The sequence below is a fragment of the Streptomyces capparidis genome, assembly GCF_054782095.1.
This window is the reverse complement of the sequence record NZ_BAAGTD010000042.1, coordinates 14,887-36,706: the sequence shown is the minus strand read 5'-3', so window position 1 is coordinate 36,706 and position 21,820 is coordinate 14,887. Positions and strand designations below refer to the sequence as shown.

Here is a 21,820-nt window from a genome sequence, read left to right as displayed (position 1 = left end):
GGCGGCGGCCCGCCCCGCCTTTGCACCCGTTCGCCCGCAAGTGCCCGCAAGTGCCCGGCCGGGGCGTTCCGCGCGGGCATCCGTAACCGGTCGTCCCCCTGCGGCGTTGAGGGGGTGACGGCCGTGGCGGGGTCGACCCCCGAGCCCCCACCACGGCCGTGGGAATGCCGTGTCCGCCTCCTCTCGGCCGGGCTCCCGCGCCCCCTCGCCTCCCCGCCCCCGCGCGTCTCCCCGCCGGCTCGCCCGGGCCCGGGGCGGGCGGCCGCAACCCCGGGTGGGTGCGGAGCGCGCTCCGGGCAGTGCGGTGGAACGGCGCGGGGACGCGGAGCAGGGTGAGCATGTTCGGCAGGGCGACGAGGAGCCGCCCGGCGGCGCGGCCGCTGGGCCCACCGGGCGCGGACTGGTCGCGGTACGAACGGCTGGAGGACGCGGCGGCGGCCTACTTCCTGCACGCGGACGTCGCCGTGGACGCGCTGCGCGGGGTGCTGGGCCGCCGCAGGGTGCGCGGCTTCACCCTGGAGCGCGTGGTGGACCTGACGGAGGCGGGCGCCTCGGTGTGGCAGGAGGCCGCCGTGTGCGACGGCCGGCGCCTGCTGCTGTGGCACAGCGAGGAGCTCGCCGACGCGGACGCCCCCGGCGGCACCGTCCTGGACTCTTCGGTGCAGGTGCTGCCGCTGGACGCGGTGGCGCACGTGGGCATGCGCACCCTGGTGGGCAGGGACGGGCAGGGGCGCCGGGTGGACCGCGGGGTGCACCTGGTGGTGGCGACCGGGACGCCGCACGAGCTGACGGCGGTGCCCGGGGAGCCGGAGCAGTCGCCGCCCGCGACGGCGCGGTTCCGGCCGGAGGCGTTCCGGTTCAGCAAGTCGCTGGACGACGGGGGCGCCGGGCAGGTGGCGCGGCTGGTGCAGTTCGGCAGGCTGCTGGGGCGGCTGGTGCCGCGGTAGGGCGCCGGCCGGCGGCCCGGCGGGCAGGGGCCCGCCGGGCCGCCGGCCGCGTGCGGCGCGGGGGTGGTCAGGCCAGTCCGGCGTGCTCCAGCGCGGCCACCCCGGCGCGCAGGCCCGCGATCCGCTCCTGAAGGGTGAAACCGGCGGGCGTGAGGGTGAGCGTGGTCACCCCGGCGTCCGCGTACGCCCGCATCCGGTCGGCGATGCGCTCCACCGGGCCGAGCAGCGCCGTGGAGTCGATCAGGTCGTGCGGCACCGCGGCGGCGGCCCCGTCCCGGTCCCCGGCCAGGTAGCGGTCCTGGATCTCGGCGGCCTGCTTGCCGTAGCCCATGCGCGCGGCGAGCCGGTTGTAGAAGTTCTGCTCGCGGCTGCCCATCCCGCCGACGTACAGCGCGGTGTACGGGCGGAACTGGTCGGCGAGCGCGGTGACGTCGTCGCCGACGGCCAGCGGCACGGTGGGCACCACGTCGAACCCGTCCATGGTCAGCCCCGCCTTGGCGCGGCCGGCGCGCAGCGGGCCGAGGGTGGTCTCCTCGGCGTGCTCGGGGGCGTAGAAGAGCAGCAGGGCGCCGTCGGCGATCTCGCCGGTCTGCTCCAGGTTCTTCGGGCCCATCGCGGCGATGTACAGGGGGATGTGCTCGCGCACCGGGTGGACGGTGAGCTTCAGCGGCTTGCCGGGGCCGCCGGGCAGCGGCAGCGTCCACGCCGTGCCCTGGTGGACCACGCGCTCGCGGGACATGGCCTTGCGGATGATCTCGACGTACTCGCGGGTGCGGGCCAGCGGCCGGTCGAACTTCGTGCCGTACCAGCCCTCGGAGACCTGCGGCCCCGACACGCCGAGGCCGAGGCGGAACCGGCCGCCGGACAGGGAGTCCAGGGTGGCCGCGGTCATCGCCGTCATGGTGGGGGTGCGGGCCGGGATCTGGAAGATCGCCGAGCCGATGTCGATGCGCTCGGTGCGCGCCGCGACGTAGGCCAGCACGGTCGCCGCGTCCGAGCCGTACGCCTCGGCCGCCCAGCACACGGAGTAGCCGAGCCGGTCCGCCTCCTCGGCCACCGCGAGGTTGTCCGTGTCCATCCCGGCTCCCCAGTAGCCGAGGTTGATGCCGAGCCGCATGGCGCACCCCTTGTCCGTGGTCGTGTGTCGCTGGTTGTGTGTCGCTGGTCGTGTTCGGGCCGCCCCGGCCGGCCGTGGTCCGCGCCGCGCGGGCGCGGCGCCGCCGTCCGGGCGTGCCGTTCCGGACCGGCCGTTCCTACTGGCCAGTAATGTCCGTGGTAGGGACCCTAGCGCGCCGCCGCACCGCGAGGGAACGGGGCCCGCCGGTGATCTCCCCGACGCCGCGCGCGGCGAAGGGATGTCCCGACGGTCCCCCGCAACGCGGCACCGCGGGGCCCGCGCCGTGTGCGCGCGCCCCGCGGACAGTAAGGTTCGCGGACATGGAGCGAAGGCACCTCGGCCGCACCGGGCTGCGCGTGTCCCGGCTCGGCCTGGGCACGCTGACCTGGGGGCGGGACACCGGCGAGCACGACGCCGCCGAGATGGTGAAGGTGTTCCTCGACGCGGGCGGCAACCTGGTGGACACCGCGGACGTGTACGCGGACGGCGGCGCCGAGTACCTCGTCTCCCGCCTCCTGGACGGCGTGGTGCCCCGCGCGGAGCTGGTCCTCGCCACCAAGGCGGGCAGCGTCCCCGACCCCGACCGGCGGTTCGACGGCTCCCGCGGGCACCTGCTGACCGCGCTCGACGCCTCCCTGGAGCGGCTCGGCACCGACTACGTCGACCTGTGGCAGGTGCACGCCTTCGACCCGGCCACCCCCGCCGAGGAGACGCTCGGCGCGCTGGACATCGCCGTGGCCTCGGGCCGGGCCCGCTACGTCGGGGTGTCGAACTTCTCCGGCTGGCAGCTCGCCAAGGCCGCCACCTGGCAGCTCGCCGCGCCCGGCCGCACCCCCCTGGCCAGCACCCAGATGGAGTACTCGCTGCTCCAGCGCGGCATCGAGCGGGAGGTGCTGCCCGCGGCGCTCGACCTGGGCGTGGGCGTGCTGCCGTCGTCGCCGCTGGGGCGCGGGGTGCTGACCGGCAAGTACCGGCACGGCACCCCGCCGGACTCCCGGGGCGCCTCCGAGCACCTGGCGCCGTTCGTCGAGCCGTACCTGGACGACTGGGCGCGGGGCATCGTGGACGCGGTCGCCACCGCCGCGGACGGGCTCGCGGTCACGCCGCTGCACGTGGCGCTGGCCTGGGTGCGGGACCGGCCAGGGGTGGTGGCGCCGATCCTGGGGCCGCGCGACGCCAGGCAACTGGAGGCGGCGCTGTCGGTGGAGGCCCTTACTCTTCCCGGTGAGATCCGCTCGGCGCTGGACGACGTCTCGGCACCGGTGCACCGCTATCCCGACCAGGACTGGAGCACGCTCTGAGCACCGAACCCGCGGGCGCCGTCCCGCACCGGCCGCAGCCCCCGTCCCCCGCCGCACCCGCGGCCCCACCCGGCCCCGCGCCCGGCCGGGCCGAGGCGCTGCGGGCCGTGACGGCCCTGCTCGCCGAGGGCGGCGCTCCCCCGGCCCTGGCCGGACCGGCCGTGGACGCGCTCGGCGACGCCGCCGCCCGCCTGCTGCGCGAGGACCCGTGGCAGGTGCTGGCGCTGCCCGGGGTGCGGGTGGAGCAGGCCGACGCCTTCGCCGGGGCGCTGCTCGGCCGGGAGGCGGGGCCCGGCGACCCCAGGCGGGCGCGGGCGCTGGTGGTGTGGCTGCTGGAGCGGGCCGCGCTGGAGGGGCACACGGCCGTGGAGTCGGCGGCGCTGCGGGAGCGGCTCGCCCGGGCCTCGGTGCCCGATCCGGACGAGGCGCTGCGGGAGGCCGTCACGGACGGGCGGGTGCTGGTCTTCCAGGACGAGGACCTCACGGCGCAGGTGCGCCGGGGAGCCGCGGAGGAGGGCGAGGAGCCGCCCGTGCGGGTGCTGCTCGCCCTGGACCGGTACGCGCTCGCCGAGGAGAGCCTGGCCGACGGGCTGGTGCGGCTGCTGTCCACGCTGGAGCCGGGCGGCGCCGACTGGGCGGCGGCGCAGGCCGGGGCGCCGTCCCCGTCGGCGGCCGAGCTGGTGCGCGCGGTGGCGGGCAGCGGCCTGGTGGTGCACACCGGCGGGGAGGCGGCCCGCGCCGAGCCCGCGGCGCTCACCGCGGCGGCGCGGGGCCTGGGGCTGCGGGCCTGGGCGGTCGCGGCGGGCGAGGACAGCGCGCGGCGGCTGGCGCGGACCCTGCCGGAGGGCGAGGCGCGGGAGGCCGTCGTCACCCTGCCGGGGCTGCTGTCCGGTCAGGAGGGCCCCGGCCGGGCCGAGGACGGCACGCTGGCGCTGGACCTGCTGGTGGTGTGCGACGCGCCGCAGCTCGACGTGGAGCAGGCGGCCACGCTGGTGGAGGCGGTGCCGGACGGGGCGCGCCTGGTGCTCAGCGGCGACCCCGGCCTGCTGTGGTCGGCCGGGCCGGGGCGGGTGTTCGCGGACCTGGTCGCGGCGAAGGCGTGCCCGTCCGTGGCCTCCCGCACCCCGGACCCGGGGCCGCTGGGGGAGCTGGTGTCCGGGATCGGCGTCGGGGAGCTCACCAGCGTCGAGGCCCCGGGCAAAGAGGTCGTGATCGTCCCGGTGCGGGACGCGGGCGAGGCCGTGCACCGCACCGTCCAGTTGGTCACGGACTCGGTGCCGCGGGCCTTCGGCGTCCCGCCGGAGCAGACCCTGGTGATCACCCCGGGGCACGGCGGCGCGGTGGGCACCCGGGTGCTCAACGAGGCGTTCAAGGCACGGCTGAACCCGGGCCCCGGCCGGTTCGGGGGCTTCGACCCGGGCGACCGCGTGGTGCACGTGCCCGCGCCCGGGCGGGCGGTGCCCGGCACGGTGGTGTCCGCGGACGCGGACGGCCTGCACCTGGACTGCGAGGGCCGGCGGGTCACCGTGGAGCGCGAGCGGATCGGCGAGGTGCGGCACGGCTGGGCGCTGACGGCGCACCAAGCGGTGGCGCTGCGCCGCCCCGCCGCCGTGGTGGTGCTGCCCGGCGACGAGGCGGCCCGGCTCACCCGCTCGTGGGTGTACACGGCGTTCGGCCGGGGCGAGCGGCACCTGTCCGTGGTGCACGGCGTGGAGCAGGCGCTGGCCAGGGCCGTGGCCGAGGTTCCGGCCAGGCCCCGCACCACCAGGCTGCGCGCCATCCTGCGGGAGCTGCTGCCCGGGGACGCCGGGTGACCGGGCGGCGGGCTCACCGCTCCAGCCCGAGCACCCCCGGCTCCTCGTCCTCGTCCCAGGCGGCGCTGACCGCGAAGCGGTAGATCAGCGTCTGCGGATCGACGTCGTCGAACGGGGCGGTCAGCCACTCCCCCGGCTCCGCGGGCTCCGCGGCGGCGACCCACAGCGTGGAGTCGCCCTCCTCCAGGCCGAAGTCCTCGCAGCGGGAGGCGATCTCGTCGGGTTCGTACTCGCCGAACAGCACGCCGACCGCCGAACTCAGGGAGCGGCCCGCCCCGGTCTCGCCGCGGTCGGACCGACCGGACCGCCCGGCGACCCGGTCGGCCTGCTCGACCAGCCGGTCCGGTTCGGCCACGGTGTAGTCGCGGCGGATCAGCACGCTGATGGCCTCGGGTTCCTCCGGGCCCGTGTACTCCGTCCCGCCGTCGCCCGGCACCTCGAACGGGGTGACCTCGCCGTACACCACGTCGAGGAGCTCGTCGTAGGCGACGGCGGCGGCGGCCAGGGCGTCGTAGGCGGCGAACACTTCGGGGTCGTGGCCGCCGCCCCCGCTGTTCTCGACGGCGGCCAGGTGGCGGTCCAGCGCGGCCTTGACCGCGGCGGCGGCGGTGCGTACCTCGGCAACGGTGGGTTGCGCGGCATCAGACATGGTGCAGACGCTATCCGTATCGGGGCATTGCCCGCACAATAGATGTGATGCCGGAGTACGAGTTTCAAGAGCTGTATGTGCCGCGCGGGGTGTCCCGCAACGAGGCGCGGCAGTTGCTGACCGACCACGCCGAGTACGGCCACTGGGAGCTGGACCGCCTGAGGCTGTACGCCGACGGCAGCCGAAGAGTGCGGCTGCGGCGGCGGATCATCCGCGCCGTGCGCACCTGGTAGGGGCCCGTGCCGCCCCCATGAGAGGCGTTCCGACGACACGGGAGGGCCCGCGCGACGACGTCGTCGCGCGGGCCCTCCCGTGTGCGCCCGGCGCGGGTCACCGCTGTCCCGGGCGGAACCTCCGGTAGAGGACGACGCCCGCAAGCAGCGCGCCCGCGGTCACGGGCAGGGTCAGCTCCAGCTCGCCGGCGCCGGTCTCGGCCAGGGCGTCCGCGGGCACGGCGGCGGGGCGGCCGTCGCGCTCGCCCCCGCGGCCCTGCGCGGATCCGGGGGCCTCGGGCACCGTGATGCCCTGGGGGCCGGCCGGCCACGGGCGGCGCGGGTCCTTGGGGCCGCCGGGGGCGTGCTCCCACTCGCCGGGCATGCCGATGCGCACCTCGCCGGGCCTGCCGGGGCCTTCGGGGTTGCGCTGGCCCTCGTCGGCCGGCCGGTCACCGTCGGGCTTGCCGGGCTTCGCGGGCTTGGCGGGGTCGCCCGGCTTCCCCGGATTCCCCGGCTTGGCGGGATCGCCCGGCTTCCCCGGCTTCGCGGGCTTGCCCGGCTTGCCGGGGTGGTGCGGCTTGCCCGGGTCGTGCGGGCGCTCCGGCTTGCCCTGGTCGCCGCCGGGGCGGGGCGACTCGGGGCGGGGCTTGGCGGGGCTGCCCGGCCGGCCGGGGTCGCCCGGCCGCGACGGGCTGGGGTCGGCCTCGGGCCGGTCCGGCAGGGGGCGGCTGGGGGCCGGCCGGCCGTTGTCCACCGAGGTGTGGCGGTGGTGCACCAGGCGGTGGTGGTGCTGCTGGTGCCGGCTCCGCGCCGTCTTGTCCTGGCTGTTGACGCACGTGTTGCCGAAGGCGGGGTTCAGCGCGGCGATGACGTTGACGGTGTTCCCGCACAGATTGACCGGAATGTTCACGGGAACCTGGATCGCGTTGCCTGACAGGACCCCGGGGGAGCCCTTCACCGAGGCGTTCGCCTCGCCGTCGGCGTGCGCATGGCCCGCTGCGGCGGCCAGCATGCCCCCCGTGGCCACGGCCGTGGCCAGGCCCCTCTTGGCGACCTGTCGCATTGATTTCCTGCCTTCCGGAATACTCGCGGAACGTGTGCCCGCGTGGAAGACAACGCTCGGGAGGCGAAGCGGTTATGGCCGTAGCGGGTTTCACCCGTTGAGCGGTCAATTTCCACGATTTTCCCGCCCGCCTTTCACTCCCGCCGCCCATTCCGTCCCACGATCAGCCCAGTCCATGACCGGCCCAGCCGATATCCAGACCGTCACACGAAATCCCGCCCCCCATCGGCCCCTCCTTCCCCCTACCCCTCCCCTTCCCCTTCCCCTTCCCCTTCCACGGGAAAGCCCCGGAGCGCCGAAGCACTCCGGGGCCGCACGCTCCCCCACCTCCCCGCGGGAGTGGGCCGGGTTCAGCTCCCGTGCCCGTGGTGCCCCTTCTTGTAGACGCACCCGCCGTTGAAGGTCGGGTTCAGCAGGGCGATGACGTTGACGGTGGTGTCGCAGGGCTTCACGTCGAGGTGCACGGGCACGGTGACGGCGTTCCCGGACAGGATCCCGGGGCTGCCCACGGCGGCGGCGTGACCCCCCGCGTCGGCCGCGGCCACGCCCGAGCCCGCGAGGACCAGTCCACCGGTGAGCGCCGCGGCGGCGACGACCTTCTTCATCACTTCTTCCTCCTTGACGACCATGCGATCACATGCCCGGACCGCACAGACCCCAACGAGAAAGGAGTAATAGAGCTACGAGCTTATAGAAAGCTTCACTCGCCCCAGTCACTTCCGCACACCTGACCGAATCCGGTCACCGGTTTCCCCGGTTCCCGACCCGCTCGGCCCTCGTCCGGAAAGCGCGCGCTCAGCACTGGTCCAGGAACCTGTCCAGCACCCGCACCCCGAACTTCAGGCCGTCCACCGGCACCCGCTCGTCCACGCCGTGGAACATGCCGGCGAAGTCCAGCTCCGGCGGCAGCTTCAGCGGCGCGAACCCGAAGCAGCGGATCCCGAGGTCGTCGAACTGCTTGGCGTCGGTGCCGCCCGACAGGCAGTACGGCACGGCGCGCGCGATCGGGTCCTCGGCCTTCAGCGCGGCCTGCATGGCCTCCACCAGCGCCCCGTCGAACCCGGTCTCCAGCGCCTTGTCCGCGTGCACGTCCTCCCGGCGCACCCGGGGGCCGAGGATCCGGTCGATGTCCGCCAGGAACTCCTCCTCGAACCCGGGCAGGAAGCGGGCGTCCACGTGCGCGGTGGCCTCACCGGGGATCACGTTGACCTTGTACCCGGCGCCCAGCATGGTCGGCTGCACGGTGTTGCGCAGCGTCGCCCCGATGATCTTGGCGATGCCGCCCAGCCGCGCGAGGGTCTCCTCCATGTCCTCCGGGTCCAGCTCGACGCCGAGCGCGTCGGACAGCTCGTCGAGGAACGCGCGCACCGTCTTGGTCACCCGCACCGGGAACTTGTGCCAGCCCAGCCGCGCGACGGCCTCGCACAGCTCGGTGATCGCGTTGTCGTCGTTGGTCATCGAGCCGTGCCCGGCCGTCCCCTCGACCGTGAGCCGCATCCAGTGCATGCCCTTCTCGGCCGTCTCCACCAGATACAGGCGCAGCTCGTCGTTGACCGTGAACGAAAACCCGCCGACCTCGCCGATCGCCTCGGTGACGCCCTCGAACAGCTCGGGGTGCCGGTCCACCAGGAACCGCGCCCCCAGCTTGCCGCCCGCCTCCTCGTCCGCGAGGAAGGCCAGCACCACGTCCCGCGGCGGGCGGCGCCCCGCGCGCATCCGGTCGCGGACGACGGCGAGCACCATGGCGTCCATGTCCTTCATGTCCACCGCGCCCCGGCCCCACACGCACCCGTCGGCGACCTCGCCGCTGAACGGGTGGTGGGTCCAGTCCGCGGCGTTGGCCGGCACCACGTCGGTGTGGCCGTGGATGAGCAGCGCGGGCCGCGAGGAGTCCTCCCCCTCGATCCGCACCACGGTGGAGGCCCGCCCCCGGTCCGACTCGAAGATCCGCGGCTCGAGCCCGACCTCGGCGAGCTTCTCGGCGACGTACTCGGCGGCGGCCCGCTCCCCCGGCCCCGACCCGTCCCCGTAATTGCTGGTGTCGATCCTGATCAGCTCACGGCACAGGTCGACGACCTCGTCCTCACCGGTCACCGGTACCGGGCTCGGCTCACTCACGCTGCCTCCTCGAATATCCACCCGAACCATCACCGCCATCCTCCCGCGCCCACCCCCCGCACCCAAGGCCCACCCCCTGACCGGCGTGATCAGCGCCCCCGGATTCTTTGCTATCGTTGAGCCCGGTGCGGGGCCACGGCGCCCCACACCCACAACCCAGGTCCGGGTGGCGGAATGGCAGACGCGCTAGCTTGAGGTGCTAGTGCCCTTTATCGGGCGTGGGGGTTCAAGTCCCCCCTCGGACACATTCAGTAGTCACAAGCGGACGGTGCTGGCCGGGTCTCGGCCAGCACCGTCTGTTTTTCATGATCGTAGGACAGGTGCAGGCCGGGATCGGCCTCGGCTTCCAAGGCGGTCAGGGAGTGCTCGATACGGTGCGGGGCGCAAGCGTCGGCCGGCCATGCGTCCAGCGGCTCCAAGACGGCGTCCTCTGCGTCCGGGGTCGTGGGCAGACGGGCACGGGATGCCGTCGGCGGTCAGCCGCCGCGGGAATGGTGGAGATCCCGAATCCGGCCAGGCCCTCGGGGAAGATCCGCTGCACCACCGGAGCGGTGACCGGTCCGACTCCAGGCGGCACAGCCGCGCTTGCCGTCTGCGGCCTTGGCCGGGTTCGGGTGGGCACCTGCATCCACCGGCCGCCCCGGTCGGGACGCTTGAGCGCATCCACCAGGCAGATGCTTGCAGGCGGCGCTTCCACGGGATGAAGCGGGACTGCCCGACGCCGAAGAACTCCACCGGGCCCTCGTGACAACATCTGGTTGTGCCGACCGGAGCGAAAAAGCCGGAGACCGCCACATCTCAGCCCAGCGCGATCTGTTCAACCGCTTCATGGGCATGCTGCACTACTACCTTCGGCACGAGGTGATCCACGACGAGTCTCGAGCGTTTCCGAGCCACCAATGTCCAGAGCGACCAGCTAGGCAGCCTGACAGCCTGAGTGTGTCGGACACCTGCCGCCTCGCCCACACCAGAGCCCGGGCCGAACGGGCCGAACGAGCCGAAGCCAGTCCGGACACGATGAGTCGCAGCAATGCCGTTGCGTGACACCAGCAGCTAACCGGGCTGTGTCTCTACGGGGCGGCAGCCACAGCCTGAACGGCCGTTGACCTATCGAAAAGGACCTCATGTCAGCCGTTGTCGTTGTCGGTGCGGGAATCGTCGGCGCCTCTGTGGCCTACCACTTGGCACGTCGGGGCGTCCCGGTCACCCTGCTCGAGCAAGGACCTGCACCGGCCACCGGGGTCACCGGAGACTCCTTCGCCTGGGTCCGCGGCTCGGGAGGCCACTGGCCCGGCGGAGCTCAAGACCTTCGCGAACACGTCCTGGCGGACTACCGGCGCCTGGAGAACGAACTGCCCCAGGTCACCGTCCGCCGCACCGGCTCGCTGTCCTGGACCGACACACCGGTGCAGGACTCACGGCCGGGGCCGGGCCAGTTGCGCATCGGACGAAGTGACATCGCAGCCTTGGAGCCCAACCTCCGACACCCACCCGACCAGGCCATCCACACCCCGAGCGACGCAGGCGTCGACCCAACGGCCATGACCCGCGCACTCGCGGCAGCCGCCGGCGCCCATGGAGCGACCGTGCTCCACAACACCGCGGTCACCTCCTTGCAGGTGACCAACGGACGCGTCGAGGGAGTGCTGACCTCGACCGGACCCCACGCCGCCGCAACCGTCGTACTCGCTGCCGGAACGCGGGTCCCCAAGCTCTGCGAGCCGCTGTCGGCCGACCTGGCCATTGCCGCCTCCCCGGCCACCCTCGCACGGGTGGCAGCACCGCCTGGCCTGGTCAAGACCATCGTGGCCAGGCGTGATTTCGAGGTCCGAGAGGTACGGGACGGCGACCTCTTGCTGGTCGTGCCGCACGCTGAAGGCACAGCGGCATCATTGGAGAAGGCCGCTCAAGACGCGCTCCGGCACCTGAAAACGGCCTTCCGAGGAAGCGATCAGTGCCGCTTGCTGGGCTACCGCACCGGCAAACGCCCAATGCCCGCTCACGGACCCGTCATCGGATACGCGACACACGACCGATCCGTCTACGTCGCCGTCATGCACTCCGCCATGACCCTGGCGCCCACCGCCGGACGGCTCATCGCAGACGAACTCGTGACCGGCAGGCCGGCCCCCGAGCTACGCCGTTGTCGCCCGCGCGCCCGCTGACATCACTTCTCGACGACATTGATCAAGAAAATCGGAGCTCAGTGGCTCCCACGGTCATCGCGACACGGCACCTGTAGGGCCTGTCGTCGAATCCGCGTCGTCACCCGAAGGGCGGCCCCGCCGCGTCCGGTGCGTGCCCTCGGCATGCCAGGCGTCGCAGGGCAGACGGGGATTTCACGTCAGGCCCTAGGAGGCCACCGCGGCTTATCCCGTTGAGGACACGGACGCCCAGTGCGTGCCGCAGGCCAAGGACAATCAGCCGCCGCCCGGCAGGCCGTGTGCGGACCGGCCCGGCGGTCGGACGGTGCTACAGGAGGCCGGCCATGTGGGTTGTTCACGGGGGCACCACCTGACGCCGCAGTGGGGCGGCGCGGCCGGGATCCTGGCTGGACACGTGGCCAGTGGGGCATCGAAAACAAGATCCAGTGGGTATGCGATGCCGTGCGGCGCGAGGACCCCTCACAGGCTCACATCGGCAACCGGGGAACCCGGGACATGGCGGGTTCCAGGAACCCGGGCATGGGACCGATCCGGCTGTCCGGCATTGTCTCGATCAGGCGAACCTCCAGCGTCCGGGCCGAAACCCGGCCACTGGAACTGGCCGGCCGGTGATGGAGGAGGCACTTTCCCGTTGCCCTGCCCGAATATCCGGTCATCGACGTGGTGTTGGGCGAACGTACGGGATACGGTCTTGTCCGAACCTGCTACCAGGGCAATCCGGCCCTGGTTACGTAGCACCGCCACGTGCAGCCGGAGTGACGGACCTCGAAGGATTGAATACAACATTGCCACGAGACGCTCTTATCGAGGTGGAGGATCTCGTCAAGGAGTTCCGCAGGCCAAAGGTGCCGGACGGGGCGTTCGCGGGTTTGCGGAGCCTGTTCACACGCCAACAGACGGTGCAGCGGGCGGTGGACGGCGTCAGCTTCAGTGTCGAAGCCGGCGAGGTGGTCGGCTACCTGGGGCCCAACGGAGCCGGGAAGTCCACGACCGTCAAGATGCTCACCGGCATCCTGGTGCCGACCTCGGGCCGGGTGACGGTGGCCGGGGTGACGCCGTGGCAGGCACGGGAGCGCAACGCCAAGCAGATCGGCGTGGTCTTCGGCCAGCGCAGCCAGCTTTGGTGGGATCTTCCGCTGCGCGAGTCGCTCGTGCTGATCAGCAAGCTCTACGACATGCCGCAGGCCCGGTACGCCGCCCAACTGGACCGGTTCACCGAGCTGCTGGACCTCGGCCCCTTCCTCGACACCCCGGTGCGCCAACTCTCGCTCGGCCAGCGGATGCGCGGCGATCTGGCCGCCGCGATGCTCTACGCCCCGCGGATCCTCTACCTCGACGAGCCGACCGTAGGCCTCGACGTCGTCGCCAAAGACCGCATCCGCCGCTTCGTCGCCGAGCTCAACCGCACCTCGGGCACGACCGTCATCCTCACCACGCACGATCTCGACGACGTCGAGCAACTCTGCGAGCGCATCGTGATGATCGACCGCGGCAAGGTCGTCTACGACGGCGGCGTGCCGGAGCTCAAGGCCCGGTACGCACCCTACCGAGAGCTGGTCGTGGAGACACAAGGGCTGGTCGAGGTCGACGACGCCGAGGTCGTCAAGCGTGAGGAAGGGCGGGTGTGGTTGCGGTTCGACCCGGCGCGCACCAAGCCAGCAGAGCTGATCGCCGCGGTGCTGGCCCGCTGCGAGGTGACGGACCTGGCCATCGTGGAGCCCGAGTTGGAGGGCGTCATCCACCGGATCTACCAGGAACGCGGATGAGTCGACGCCTTGCGCGGTGTCTTGCCTTCGCCCGCATGGAGTTCAAGGTCGCGCTCGCGTATCGCTCGGCGTACTTGTCAGTGTTCGTGATGATGCTGCTACAGATCTATCTGCTGCGGGTGGTGTGGGCGGCCCTCTACGGCGACCGCGGAGAGGTCGGCGGCGTCGGGATCCGGACGATGACGGCGTACGCGACGCTGGCCACGATCCAGTACACCCTGTTCAACCCGTGGCAGCTCTCACCGATCGAGCAGCGCGTGCGGGACGGAAAAGTCGCGGTGGATCTGCTGCGTCCGGTCGGATTCCCGTCCCAGATGCTGGCCGGACAGCTCGGCCGGGCGTCGGCCTCGGTCCCGGCACTGCTCATCGCGCTGCCGTTCGCGTTGCTCATCGGGACGGCCGAAGCCCCGGCCTCGGCGGTGGCCGCGGTTGCCTACCCGGTGACGCTGGCGGGTGCGCTGGTGGTGAACCAGTTGCTGTTCATGCTGCTGGGCATGGTGGCCTTCTGGACGCTGGAAATCAGTGGCATGCGCATGATCTACCGCTTTGTCGCCCAGTTCTTCTCGGGTGCTCTGGTGCCGCTGTGGTTCATGCCGGGCCCGGTCAAAGTCGTGGCCCAGGCGCTGCCTTTCCAGGCGACCAGCTATATCCCCGCGGCTGTCTATCTGGGCCGGATCGAGGGCGCCGGGGTCGGCGCGGCTCTCGGGGTGCAGCTCTTCTGGGCCGCAGCGCTGAGCGCGATCACGGCCGGGGTCTGGGCCCGGGCGCGGCACCGCGTGCTGGTGCAGGGCGGCTGAGGTCGGCGATGCGCTGGCTTCGCACCTACCGACTGCTCGTCGCCGCGGCCTTCAGTGCCGAGTTCCAGTACCGCAGCAACCTGTTGATCAACATCGTGGGTGGACTGTTCTACCAGGGTGTCGGGCTCGCCTTCCTCTGGGCCGTGCTTGAGCGCTTCGGGACGATCGGCGGCTGGGGGCTCGACGAGATCGCTTTCCTCTACGGCATGCGCCTGATGGCCCACTCGCTGTGGGTCGCGCCGGGGAACCAGCTCATCTACGTCGACGAGGTGATCGTCGGGGGCGAGTACGACCGCTATCTGGTGCGGCCCGCCCCGCCGCTCGTCCAACTGCTGGGCCGCCGGCTGCGCCTGACCGCGCTCGGCGACCTCATCGGAGGCGTGGCCCTGCTGGCCCTCGCCTCAAGCCGGGCTCCGGTCGACTGGTCGCCAGCGGCCACCGGCTATCTGGTACTGGCGGTCATCGGGGGTGCGCTGGTGGAGGGGGCGCTACAGCTCGCCGCTTCCGCACTGGCGTTCACGATGAAGAAGACCATGCCGATCAGGCTCACCATCGACACGGTCTTCAACGACTTCGGGCATTATCCCCTGAAAATCTTCGGGTCGGCTGCCAGCTTCGGGCTGACCTTCCTCTTCCCGCTCGCCTTCGTCGCCTACCTGCCGGCGACGATGCTGCTCAACCGGGAGGAGGAGCTGGCGGTTCCCATCTGGCTCGGCTGGGGCGCGCCGGCTGCGGGTGTGCTGCTGATGTGTGCGGCGTACCGGTTCTGGGTCCGGCAGTCCAGGTACTACGAGAGCAGCGGGCACTGAGGAGCCGGCGAGGCACGGGGGCGGCAGCGCCGAGCGAAGGCCCAGGCCCTGTGCGCCGGATCAGCGGGTCTACGACGGCCTGGGGGACGTTGCGCCGGCACACGGCGCGCCTCCAGCTCCTGCACCGGGCAGCAGAGGTACGGCTCGAGGTCACCGCGATCAGGATGGAGGGCGTCGCAGATGCCAGCCAGCCGCGGTCACCGCCGACCGCCGTGTCCCGACACCAGGGCCACGGGGTCACACGTGGTCAGGTGGCGGAGTCCGCCTGACCTCCTGTCGGGCGGTGTGCCCCCGCGCCGCGTCCCAGAAGCTGCACGATCGCGGCAGTGAAGTTCTTCGACATGTCGTACTCCCTCTGCACCAAGCGGGCGCCGGCAGCCGCGATCTCGGCCTTGCGCGCTCGGGGTAGGTGCAGGATCTCCCGCATCGTTCGGGCCACCTCGTCGACCCGCAGGTCCGTGACGAATCCGTCCTGCCCGTTGTGGACCTGTTGGGGCAATCCGTCTCTGTTGGAGACCAGGACGAGCGCCTTGCCGTACGAGCGAACCTCCATCGGTACCAAGGATTGGGCATCGACCCGCGACAGCACGGCCACCAGTTCGGTCCTGTCCCACTGCATCATCTGTCTCGGCAGGACGAAATCAAGGTCGAACAGCAGAGTGATGTTTGGGTGTTGCAATTTTTTGAGGTCCGCCACGATAGGGTAATCCATTGACGGTACGGCAGCCTGAAGGACGAAGTGGCAGTCCAGTTCTTCCAGATCTCTTGCGGCTCGCATGAAGATGTCGAAGCCCTTGTACGGCATCCCTCGACCGAAAGAGAAAATGATTGGCTTGTCCGTGGGGATCGATCTCCGCAGCAAGGCGCCGCGTATGTCGTCCTGCGGATGGACGGGGACCGCCTTCCTCGTGATCCCGTTGAGCATGGGGGTCAATTTTTCCGGCAGGACACCGTAATCACGTTCGAGGTGGTCGCGCATGTAGGGGCCGATATAACCGACAAACAGTCCAGGGGCTGCATTGATGCTCCTGACCGCGTTCAGCTCGAAATTCAGTCTGGCGGCACTGTATCTTCCGCGCTCTTCAATCAACGTGGTGGAATGGGGCATCCACACTGCGCGAATATTGATATCGAAGTCCACGTGCCGCCGGAGGATGGCCGGCGTTTTCGCGAACGGAGTGCATTCCGCGATGACAACAGCGTCCGCAGGTCTGTATTCCTTGAGCGCCTGATAGGCGAGCAGCGCCGCAGTCGGCGAAGTCACGGCCCAGTTTCTGGCGTCCCCATACTGATCGACACCGTCCGAGACGTGGCAGCATTCGAGAACATCACCTCCGGTTCCTTGGCAGATGCGACGAACTTTCTGGAGCTGCTCACGGCTGAAGCCGGCGTTCGAGTCGGCGATCCGGGGCGTGATGGCCCACACGCGGATCTCGTACTCCGCGTGGAGCTCGCGCTTCAGCCGATCGATGCTCTCGAAGTAGGCGTCGGTGGCCGCACCGACGCCTCCGTAGACACTGGATATCCCGTCATGCGCGCATATGATTATCCCCAGCTTCTTCTTCACACTTCCCCCCTTGTCGCGTCGATGCGCCATCCGCAGATTCATGCTCTCTACCGGACATCCTGTTCAGACGCCTCAGGGCGTCCTCCGTCCGCCGTCCGCTTCGGCCGGTCGCGGCAGCTCCCGCTGCCGTCATGCCGAGGCAGCGAGATAACGGCGGAACGCCGCGAGGGCCTGCTTCCGCCCCTTCCCCCAGTTGAGCAGCTCCAGCAGCTCCGGTGCCAGGCCGACCTCGCTGTCCAGCTCGCGGTAGGTCGCCTCGGTTCTCCTGCGCACCTGCCCCTCGATTCCCTCGGTGACCCTCATCCAGGGAGCCAGGCGCGGGGAGTACTGGTAGAACTGCGAGACGCAGTGCAGCACCATCTCGTCGACCGCCTGCTCCCGGCTCAGGGTGCGCAGCGGTGGCCGCAGCGGAGCGAACAGCTCATGGCCGAGCACGCCGGAACCGCCGCGCACCAGGTCTGCTGCGTGGCGCGCGAGGACCGGCGCGCAATGGAAGCCGTCGCGGTAGGTGCCGGACAGCACCCAGACGTTGTCCTGCCACAGTTGTCCGACAACGGGGTAGCCGTCCAGGGGCAACGGCCGGTTGCCCGCGTGCCACGCGGTGACCGGACTGCCGAACAGCCGCCGGTCGAACTGCTCCATCGCCCCGCCGGCCAGGAAGTGCGCCATGCCCAGGCTCGACCAGGCGCCGGGCTTGAGCAGCACGTCGTTCGTCGCGCCGATGTACACCGTGTCGCCGCCCGGCACCAGGTGCAGCCCGCAGCCACCCGACCGGTTCGGCGTGCGGACCACGTGCCGCAGCCCCGATGAGGTCGCCTCACAGGTGACGGCCACCCCCACGCCGGCGAGGATGGGCATCAGCGGGACCGCCGGGTCCGTCAGGTCCTCGACGAGCGCGGGGGTGAAGGCTCCGGCGGCGACCAGGAAGCGACCGCCGCTGAGCCTCTCCCCCGACCGCAGCACGACGCCCTGGGCGCGTCCGCCTTGCTGCTGCCAGCCGACGACGCTGTCGTCGTGAACGGTGACGCCGCGCCGCCTGGCTGCCTCGGTGGCGCGGTCGAGGAGGGCACGGGCGTCGAGGGAACCCTCCTGGGGGAGGTGCACCGCCTCCAACGGCCGGGCGTTCACCGCCGGGTCCAGGTTCGGGACCTCGCCCAGCGGCAGGACCTCGAACTTGCGGCCGTAGCAGCGCGCCGCATCGACAATCGCTCGGTAGTTGAGGCTGTCGAGCCGGCCGCCGCAGCTATTCAACAGGACATAGCTGCCTTCGCGGATGGTGAGCTGCCGCTCGTCGGGGAAGTCGTCGTTGAGCTCGCCGAGCCAGGCGGGCCAGTCCTCCAGTGCTCGGAGCGACAGCTCCAACTTGGTGCGGCCGGGCTCACTCGCCAGCGTCCGGTGGGTCACCTCACCGAAGCAGCTCAGCATCGCCCCAGCGGCCGCTGAGGCGCCGCCCGCACGGTCTGCCGGGCCGACGACCGCGACGCGCAGCGCCGGGTCGGCCTTGAGGAGTTCGAGTGCGCTCGCGGTCCCGAGAATGCCGTTGCCGACGATGACGATGTCGTAGGCCGCCGTCATCGCTGGCCGCCCGTCGCCAGGTGGTTGTCGAAACCCCTTCGGAGGATCGCCAGCAACTCCTCGATCTCCGCGTCCGTGTACACGAGGGCGGGGATGAGCTGGAGGCAGTGCGGACCGGGGTGCACGATCGCCCCGGCCTCCCGGACCGCCCGGACCAGCTCGGACACCTCCGCCTGCGCCATCGGCGCAGCGCCGCCCGGCGCGCTGAGGTGCAGCGCCCACATGCAGCCCCTGCCGGTGACCGAGGCGATGGCGGGCTGCTCGGTTGCCAGCGCGGCCAGTTCACTCCCGAAACGCCGGCCGGCCTTCTCGCTGAGCGCGGGGGTGTCCAGTCGGCGCAGCTCCGCCACCGTCGCGCTGATCGCCGCGCCCACCGCCGGCGTGCCGGCTTGTGTCTCGGCGTGGCCCAGCAGCACGTCGGGCGCCAGGAACGCCTCGGCTATCTCGCGCGAGACGATGGCCGCGGACGCCGCGAGCGTGCCGTTCGTCAGCGCCTTCGCGGTGACGAGTACGTCGGGCGGCTCGGGCCAGCGGTCACTGGCGAACACCGTGTTTCCGGTGCGGCCGAAGCCGGTGGACACTTCGTCGGCGACCAGCACGAACCCGTACTCCCTGCGCAGCCGCAGGATGTCGGCGACGAACTCCTCGGTGAGGGGGACGCATCCGGAGCCGAGGACGGGTTCGACGAACAGCGCGGCGATCCGTCCCTCGTAGCGCTCCAGCGCCGCCTGGAGTCGGGCCCCGTCGTTCGCCGGCACGTGTCCGACCAGGCGGCGGTCCACCCCGTACAGTTGCTGCCCGAGGTTTGCGTCGGTGAGTGCCGCCGCCCCGAACGTCAGCCCGTGGAAGGCGTTGCGCAGAGCGAGGATCCCGCGCCGGTCGGCCTTGCCCCGCAGGACCTGGTACTGGCGCACCAGTTTGATCGTCAGGTCGTTCGCTGCGCCGCCGGATGTCGAGAACAGCACCCGGCCGTAGTGGTCGGCTCCGGCGAGCTCGACCAACTCGGCGGCGGCCTGACGCGCCTGGACGTTCTCGGCGTTCCAGGCGCTGAGGTAGGAAGCCTCGCGCAGTGCGTCGGCGACCGCCTGGGCCACGGCCGGGTTGCCGTATCCGAGGTTGGAGTTCCACAGTCCACTGGTGGCGCAGAGCAGTTCGCGACCGTCGGCCAGCGTCACCCGTACGCCGCGCGCGGACTTTGCGCAGAGGTCCTCGCGCCCCTGCTGATCGGGAGGTGTCAGCAGCGGCCACAGCGGCTTATACGCAGTCATTCCGCCTCCTGTTCGCGGATGTTCGCCTCGGCCGTCACGTCAGCGACCCGGACGAGCCGCCGTCCACCTTGCACAGCATTCCGTTGGCGTCCCGGCCCAGGTCCGCGATCGTCAGCACGCTCTTCACGCAGGACTCGTAGGACAGGAACGAGTTGATCACGTATGCCTGGTTCGACCTGGCCAGATACCGGCGCGTGACCACGCTGATGTCCGCTCCCGTGCGATCAGCCACCTCCTGCAACTTCTCGAAGTTCTCCTTGTCGGCCAGGGGTCCGAGCACCAGGGTGGCGGCGGCGGCGCGGTGGGACTGGCAGGCACTGGCCAGCGCCGCGGTCAGCACCCGCAGGGCTGCTTTGCTTGCGGCGTAGATCCCCGAGTACTTGTTGGCGTGGTAGATCGAGTCCGAGTTCGTGACCACATAGGTGCAGAACTCCGCCGAGGACTCCTGGTTCACGTGGTTGAGCAGGAGGTGGTAGGGCACCAGCGCGTTGATCTTGAAGGTCGCCTCCAGGTCCTCCAGCGGCGGCAGTTGCGCGTCGCGCGGGCCGTAGGTGACCGCGTTGTAGACGACCAGCGCGGGGGCCTGCTCCCGGAGTTCGTCCTCCACGGCCTGGTAGCCGTCCGCGGTCGCCAGGTCGGCTTGCAGGTAGCGCAGCGCACCGCTGTCGGGAAGGTCGGGTTTCGGCCGCCGCCCTACCGCGGTGACCTCCCAGCCCTCCTCGGCGAGCCGGCCCGCGAGGTAGGCGCCCCACCCGTGGCTGGCGCCGATGACAATGCCCTTTTTCCTGTTCACGGGTGAACCACCTCCATGGGGCCGTCCGCAACGGCGGTGCGGAGAAACGCGAAGTACGGCTCGACCCCGGGCCGCGGGCTGCGGAGGTTCGGGTCGAGCCACAGTCGGCTGAGCTCGTCCGGCGGCCCCGGCGCGGGAAGGTCGGCGAGTCCGACCTGCTGGTACCGCTGGAAGGCCTCGGCGCTGCTGGCGGCCCCCCATAGGTAGAGGAATCCCGCACCGGGGGCGGCCTGCCACGTCAGGTGGGTGAAGTAGCCAGGAAGGTCCTCGAAGACGCAGTGGTCTTCGAGCGAGAACTCCCGGCTGAGGCGTTCATAGGCCTCTCGGTGGCCGCCCGTCGAACTGCCGTGCACCTCCATGTCGACCGCGGCGGCCACGGCGCACTGCAGCGTGGTGCTCCAGGTCTCCAGCGCTCTTAGCTGCCGGGCACGGGCCAGGGTCTGGAGCGCCTCGCCCGCCGGGCACAGTGCGCCGTCGGCGTCCGGATGGTACAGCCAGCGCTCCCACCAGGTGCTGGCGCATTCCAGGCGTTCCAGGGGCAGATGCCCGACGCCTGACTCGCTCGGCAACCGGTGGGAGGGCAGCAGATGACTGAGGGCGTGGCCGAACTCGTGAAAGATCACCTCCGCGGCGGCGAAGCTGACGCGGCCGCCGCTCCCGCCCCCGGCGCCTGAGCCGGCCTCGGGGTGCACCCGGCACAGCACGTGCGCCTTCGCCTTGGCCGGCCCCGACGTCCCGCTCCCGGCGCTCCGCGGGCCCGGGGTCGGAGGGGGGCTCGGTGCGCCGGGGCGCAGCAGGTCGAAGTCGATGCTTCCCAGCTCCTCGCCTCCGCGGTCCACCCGGAAGGTCAGGGCGTGCGCGGCCTGCTCCCGGGCTGCGGTGAGCTGGACACCCAGCACTCGCCGGGCCAGCGTGCCCAGCAGCTCCAAGCACGCCTCCAGCCGGAACGCCGGCGCACCGCCTCCCTGCACACGCATCCGCAGATAGCGCCCGAAGTGGTCCAACGGGCGTTCCGTGCACCCGGTCGCCGCTCGGATCGCGGACTCCAACTCACGCTGGCGGTCCCGGGCCCGCATCATGAACTCCCGCAGGAACGACCTGGCTTCGGCAGGGGGGACGGAACACCTCTGAAAGGTGTGCGCCAGTACGGTGGGGTACCCGTCCTCCCCCGCGCCGACAGCGCTTCGGCGCACGTCGACAGCCTCGTCGAGAACCCGGGTCAGCGCGACGACGTCCGGCTCGGAGTGCCGCCGCCAAGCCGTGGTGAGCTTGGTCCTGGTTCGGGAATCCCCGATTCGGCTGGCCGCCTGAGCCAGCGTCACCGACGGGCTCGCTCCAGTGGCGCTGATCCCGAGGCGCCGCAGGAACTCACCTTGCCGGGTGTCCATACGCCGCAGGACCGCCCGCATCTCCGCCCCGAGTCCGGCGTGGCGCCGCCGCACCGCCTCCGGCGCCTGCCGCAGCTCGACGAACCATGCCAGCCACCTCAGGCGCAGCTCCTCGTCTTCCCGCTCCGTGAAAGGACCGGCCGCCGCGAAGGCCTTCTCGGTTGCGGCGCTCAGGTCCCGGTCATGGAAGTAGGCCGCGTACCAGTCCAGGAGGTGCTGGTAGTCCTCGTACCGCTGGTTGCCTTCCAGGTAGGCGAAGGTCGTGGAGGCGTTGGTGTAGATCACGACGATCTCGCGCAGGTGCTCGACGCTCGGCACCCGGCCGCCGTGCCCGGCCGGTTCGCCGGCCTGCTCGAGCAGCAGGCGCAGACGGCGGACGCCTGCGGCCAGGTCCGCCGCGATGGCCAGCAGGTTGCCGCGGTAACTCGGCCGGCGGGTGGTGATGGTCGTCATGCGCACCTCCGTGCT

General features: G+C 71.6%; 19 protein-coding genes and 1 tRNA gene. 9 read left to right on the top strand and 11 right to left on the bottom strand.

What is annotated here, in order from left to right:
- Nucleotides 1-338 precede the first annotated feature (338 nt).
- Nucleotides 339-947: a hypothetical protein gene (locus tag ACYVO2_RS27770; RefSeq protein ID WP_461010759.1), complete on the top strand. Its 609-nt coding sequence runs from the start codon at nucleotides 339-341 to the stop codon at nucleotides 945-947.
- Nucleotides 948-1,014: 67 nt separating this feature from the next.
- On the opposite strand, the gene ACYVO2_RS27765 is transcribed toward ACYVO2_RS27770, so the two are convergent.
- Complete coding sequence (locus tag ACYVO2_RS27765; protein ID WP_461010758.1) at nucleotides 1,015-2,064, bottom strand: LLM class F420-dependent oxidoreductase; 1,050 nt, start codon at nucleotides 2,062-2,064, stop codon at nucleotides 1,015-1,017.
- A gap of 320 nt (nucleotides 2,065-2,384) precedes the next feature.
- On the opposite strand from ACYVO2_RS27765, the gene ACYVO2_RS27760 reads away from it, so the two are divergent.
- Nucleotides 2,385-3,365: an aldo/keto reductase gene (locus tag ACYVO2_RS27760; protein WP_461010757.1), complete on the top strand. Its 981-nt coding sequence runs from the start codon at nucleotides 2,385-2,387 to the stop codon at nucleotides 3,363-3,365.
- Entirely contained in the window at nucleotides 3,350-5,179 is a 1,830-nt protein-coding gene (locus tag ACYVO2_RS27755) for a helix-hairpin-helix domain-containing protein (protein ID WP_461010792.1), read from the top strand. The genes ACYVO2_RS27760 and ACYVO2_RS27755 overlap by 16 nt, the downstream gene beginning before the upstream one ends.
- A 13-nt stretch (nucleotides 5,180-5,192) precedes the next feature.
- On the opposite strand, the gene ACYVO2_RS27750 is transcribed toward ACYVO2_RS27755, so the two are convergent.
- Nucleotides 5,193-5,828, bottom strand: coding sequence for a hypothetical protein (locus ACYVO2_RS27750; RefSeq protein WP_461010756.1), 636 nt, complete (start codon nucleotides 5,826-5,828; stop codon nucleotides 5,193-5,195).
- Nucleotides 5,829-5,875: 47 nt separating this feature from the next.
- On the opposite strand from ACYVO2_RS27750, the gene ACYVO2_RS27745 reads away from it, so the two are divergent.
- Complete coding sequence (locus tag ACYVO2_RS27745) at nucleotides 5,876-6,061, top strand: DUF5703 family protein (RefSeq protein ID WP_461010755.1); 186 nt, start codon at nucleotides 5,876-5,878, stop codon at nucleotides 6,059-6,061.
- A 97-nt stretch (nucleotides 6,062-6,158) separates the two neighbouring features.
- Here ACYVO2_RS27745 and ACYVO2_RS27740 read toward each other — a convergent pair whose 3' ends face one another.
- From ACYVO2_RS27740 to ACYVO2_RS27730, 3 genes are all read right to left on the bottom strand, one after another.
- Complete coding sequence (locus ACYVO2_RS27740; RefSeq protein ID WP_461010754.1) at nucleotides 6,159-7,106, bottom strand: chaplin; 948 nt, start codon at nucleotides 7,104-7,106, stop codon at nucleotides 6,159-6,161.
- A gap of 350 nt (nucleotides 7,107-7,456) precedes the next feature.
- Nucleotides 7,457-7,714, bottom strand: coding sequence for a chaplin (locus ACYVO2_RS27735; RefSeq protein ID WP_461010791.1), 258 nt, complete (start codon nucleotides 7,712-7,714; stop codon nucleotides 7,457-7,459).
- Nucleotides 7,715-7,901: 187 nt separating this feature from the next.
- Nucleotides 7,902-9,254, bottom strand: a complete 1,353-nt coding sequence (locus tag ACYVO2_RS27730) for a M20/M25/M40 family metallo-hydrolase (RefSeq protein WP_461010753.1) — start codon at nucleotides 9,252-9,254, stop codon at nucleotides 7,902-7,904.
- Between the two features lie 130 nt (nucleotides 9,255-9,384).
- Here ACYVO2_RS27730 and ACYVO2_RS27725 point away from each other — a divergent pair.
- Nucleotides 9,385-9,469, top strand: a tRNA-Leu gene (locus tag ACYVO2_RS27725).
- 3 nt (nucleotides 9,470-9,472) lie between these two features.
- Here the strand turns inward: ACYVO2_RS27725 and ACYVO2_RS27720 are convergent.
- Nucleotides 9,473-9,643: a hypothetical protein gene (locus tag ACYVO2_RS27720; protein ID WP_461010752.1), complete on the bottom strand. Its 171-nt coding sequence runs from the start codon at nucleotides 9,641-9,643 to the stop codon at nucleotides 9,473-9,475.
- Nucleotides 9,644-10,348: 705 nt separating this feature from the next.
- On the opposite strand from ACYVO2_RS27720, the gene ACYVO2_RS27715 reads away from it, so the two are divergent.
- The 4 genes from ACYVO2_RS27715 (at nucleotide 10,349) to ACYVO2_RS27700 (ending at nucleotide 14,761) form a co-directional block, all read left to right on the top strand.
- A complete protein-coding gene (locus ACYVO2_RS27715; protein WP_461010751.1) occupies nucleotides 10,349-11,389 on the top strand; it encodes an NAD(P)/FAD-dependent oxidoreductase in 1,041 nt (346 codons plus the stop codon).
- Nucleotides 11,390-12,198: 809 nt separating this feature from the next.
- Complete coding sequence (locus tag ACYVO2_RS27710; RefSeq protein ID WP_461010750.1) at nucleotides 12,199-13,155, top strand: ABC transporter ATP-binding protein; 957 nt, start codon at nucleotides 12,199-12,201, stop codon at nucleotides 13,153-13,155.
- Nucleotides 13,156-13,190: 35 nt separating this feature from the next.
- On the top strand, nucleotides 13,191-13,952 hold the full coding sequence (locus ACYVO2_RS27705; protein ID WP_461010749.1) for an ABC transporter permease: 762 nt from the start codon (nucleotides 13,191-13,193) through the stop codon (nucleotides 13,950-13,952).
- Nucleotides 13,953-13,960: 8 nt separating this feature from the next.
- The gene (locus tag ACYVO2_RS27700) at nucleotides 13,961-14,761 is read left to right on the top strand and encodes an ABC transporter permease (protein ID WP_461010748.1); all 801 of its coding nucleotides are present in this window, start codon (nucleotides 13,961-13,963) and stop codon (nucleotides 14,759-14,761) included.
- Nucleotides 14,762-15,008: 247 nt separating this feature from the next.
- On the opposite strand, the gene ACYVO2_RS27695 is transcribed toward ACYVO2_RS27700, so the two are convergent.
- The 5 genes from ACYVO2_RS27695 to ACYVO2_RS27675 form a co-directional block, all read right to left on the bottom strand.
- Nucleotides 15,009-16,328 carry a glycosyltransferase family 4 protein gene (locus ACYVO2_RS27695; protein ID WP_461010747.1) on the bottom strand — a complete coding sequence of 440 codons (1,320 nt, stop codon included), beginning with the start codon at nucleotides 16,326-16,328 and terminating at the stop codon, nucleotides 15,009-15,011.
- Nucleotides 16,329-16,457: 129 nt separating this feature from the next.
- The gene (locus tag ACYVO2_RS27690) at nucleotides 16,458-17,903 is read right to left on the bottom strand and encodes an NAD(P)/FAD-dependent oxidoreductase (protein WP_461010746.1); all 1,446 of its coding nucleotides are present in this window, start codon (nucleotides 17,901-17,903) and stop codon (nucleotides 16,458-16,460) included.
- Nucleotides 17,900-19,171, bottom strand: a complete 1,272-nt coding sequence (gene mpaD / locus ACYVO2_RS27685; RefSeq protein WP_461010745.1) for a daptide-type RiPP biosynthesis aminotransferase — start codon at nucleotides 19,169-19,171, stop codon at nucleotides 17,900-17,902. The genes ACYVO2_RS27690 and mpaD overlap by 4 nt, the downstream gene beginning before the upstream one ends.
- A 34-nt stretch (nucleotides 19,172-19,205) precedes the next feature.
- Nucleotides 19,206-19,964, bottom strand: coding sequence for an SDR family NAD(P)-dependent oxidoreductase (locus ACYVO2_RS27680; protein ID WP_461010744.1), 759 nt, complete (start codon nucleotides 19,962-19,964; stop codon nucleotides 19,206-19,208).
- The gene (locus tag ACYVO2_RS27675; protein ID WP_461010743.1) at nucleotides 19,961-21,805 is read right to left on the bottom strand and encodes a M3 family metallopeptidase; all 1,845 of its coding nucleotides are present in this window, start codon (nucleotides 21,803-21,805) and stop codon (nucleotides 19,961-19,963) included. The genes ACYVO2_RS27680 and ACYVO2_RS27675 overlap by 4 nt, the downstream gene beginning before the upstream one ends.
- Nucleotides 21,806-21,820: the final 15 nt, after the last annotated feature.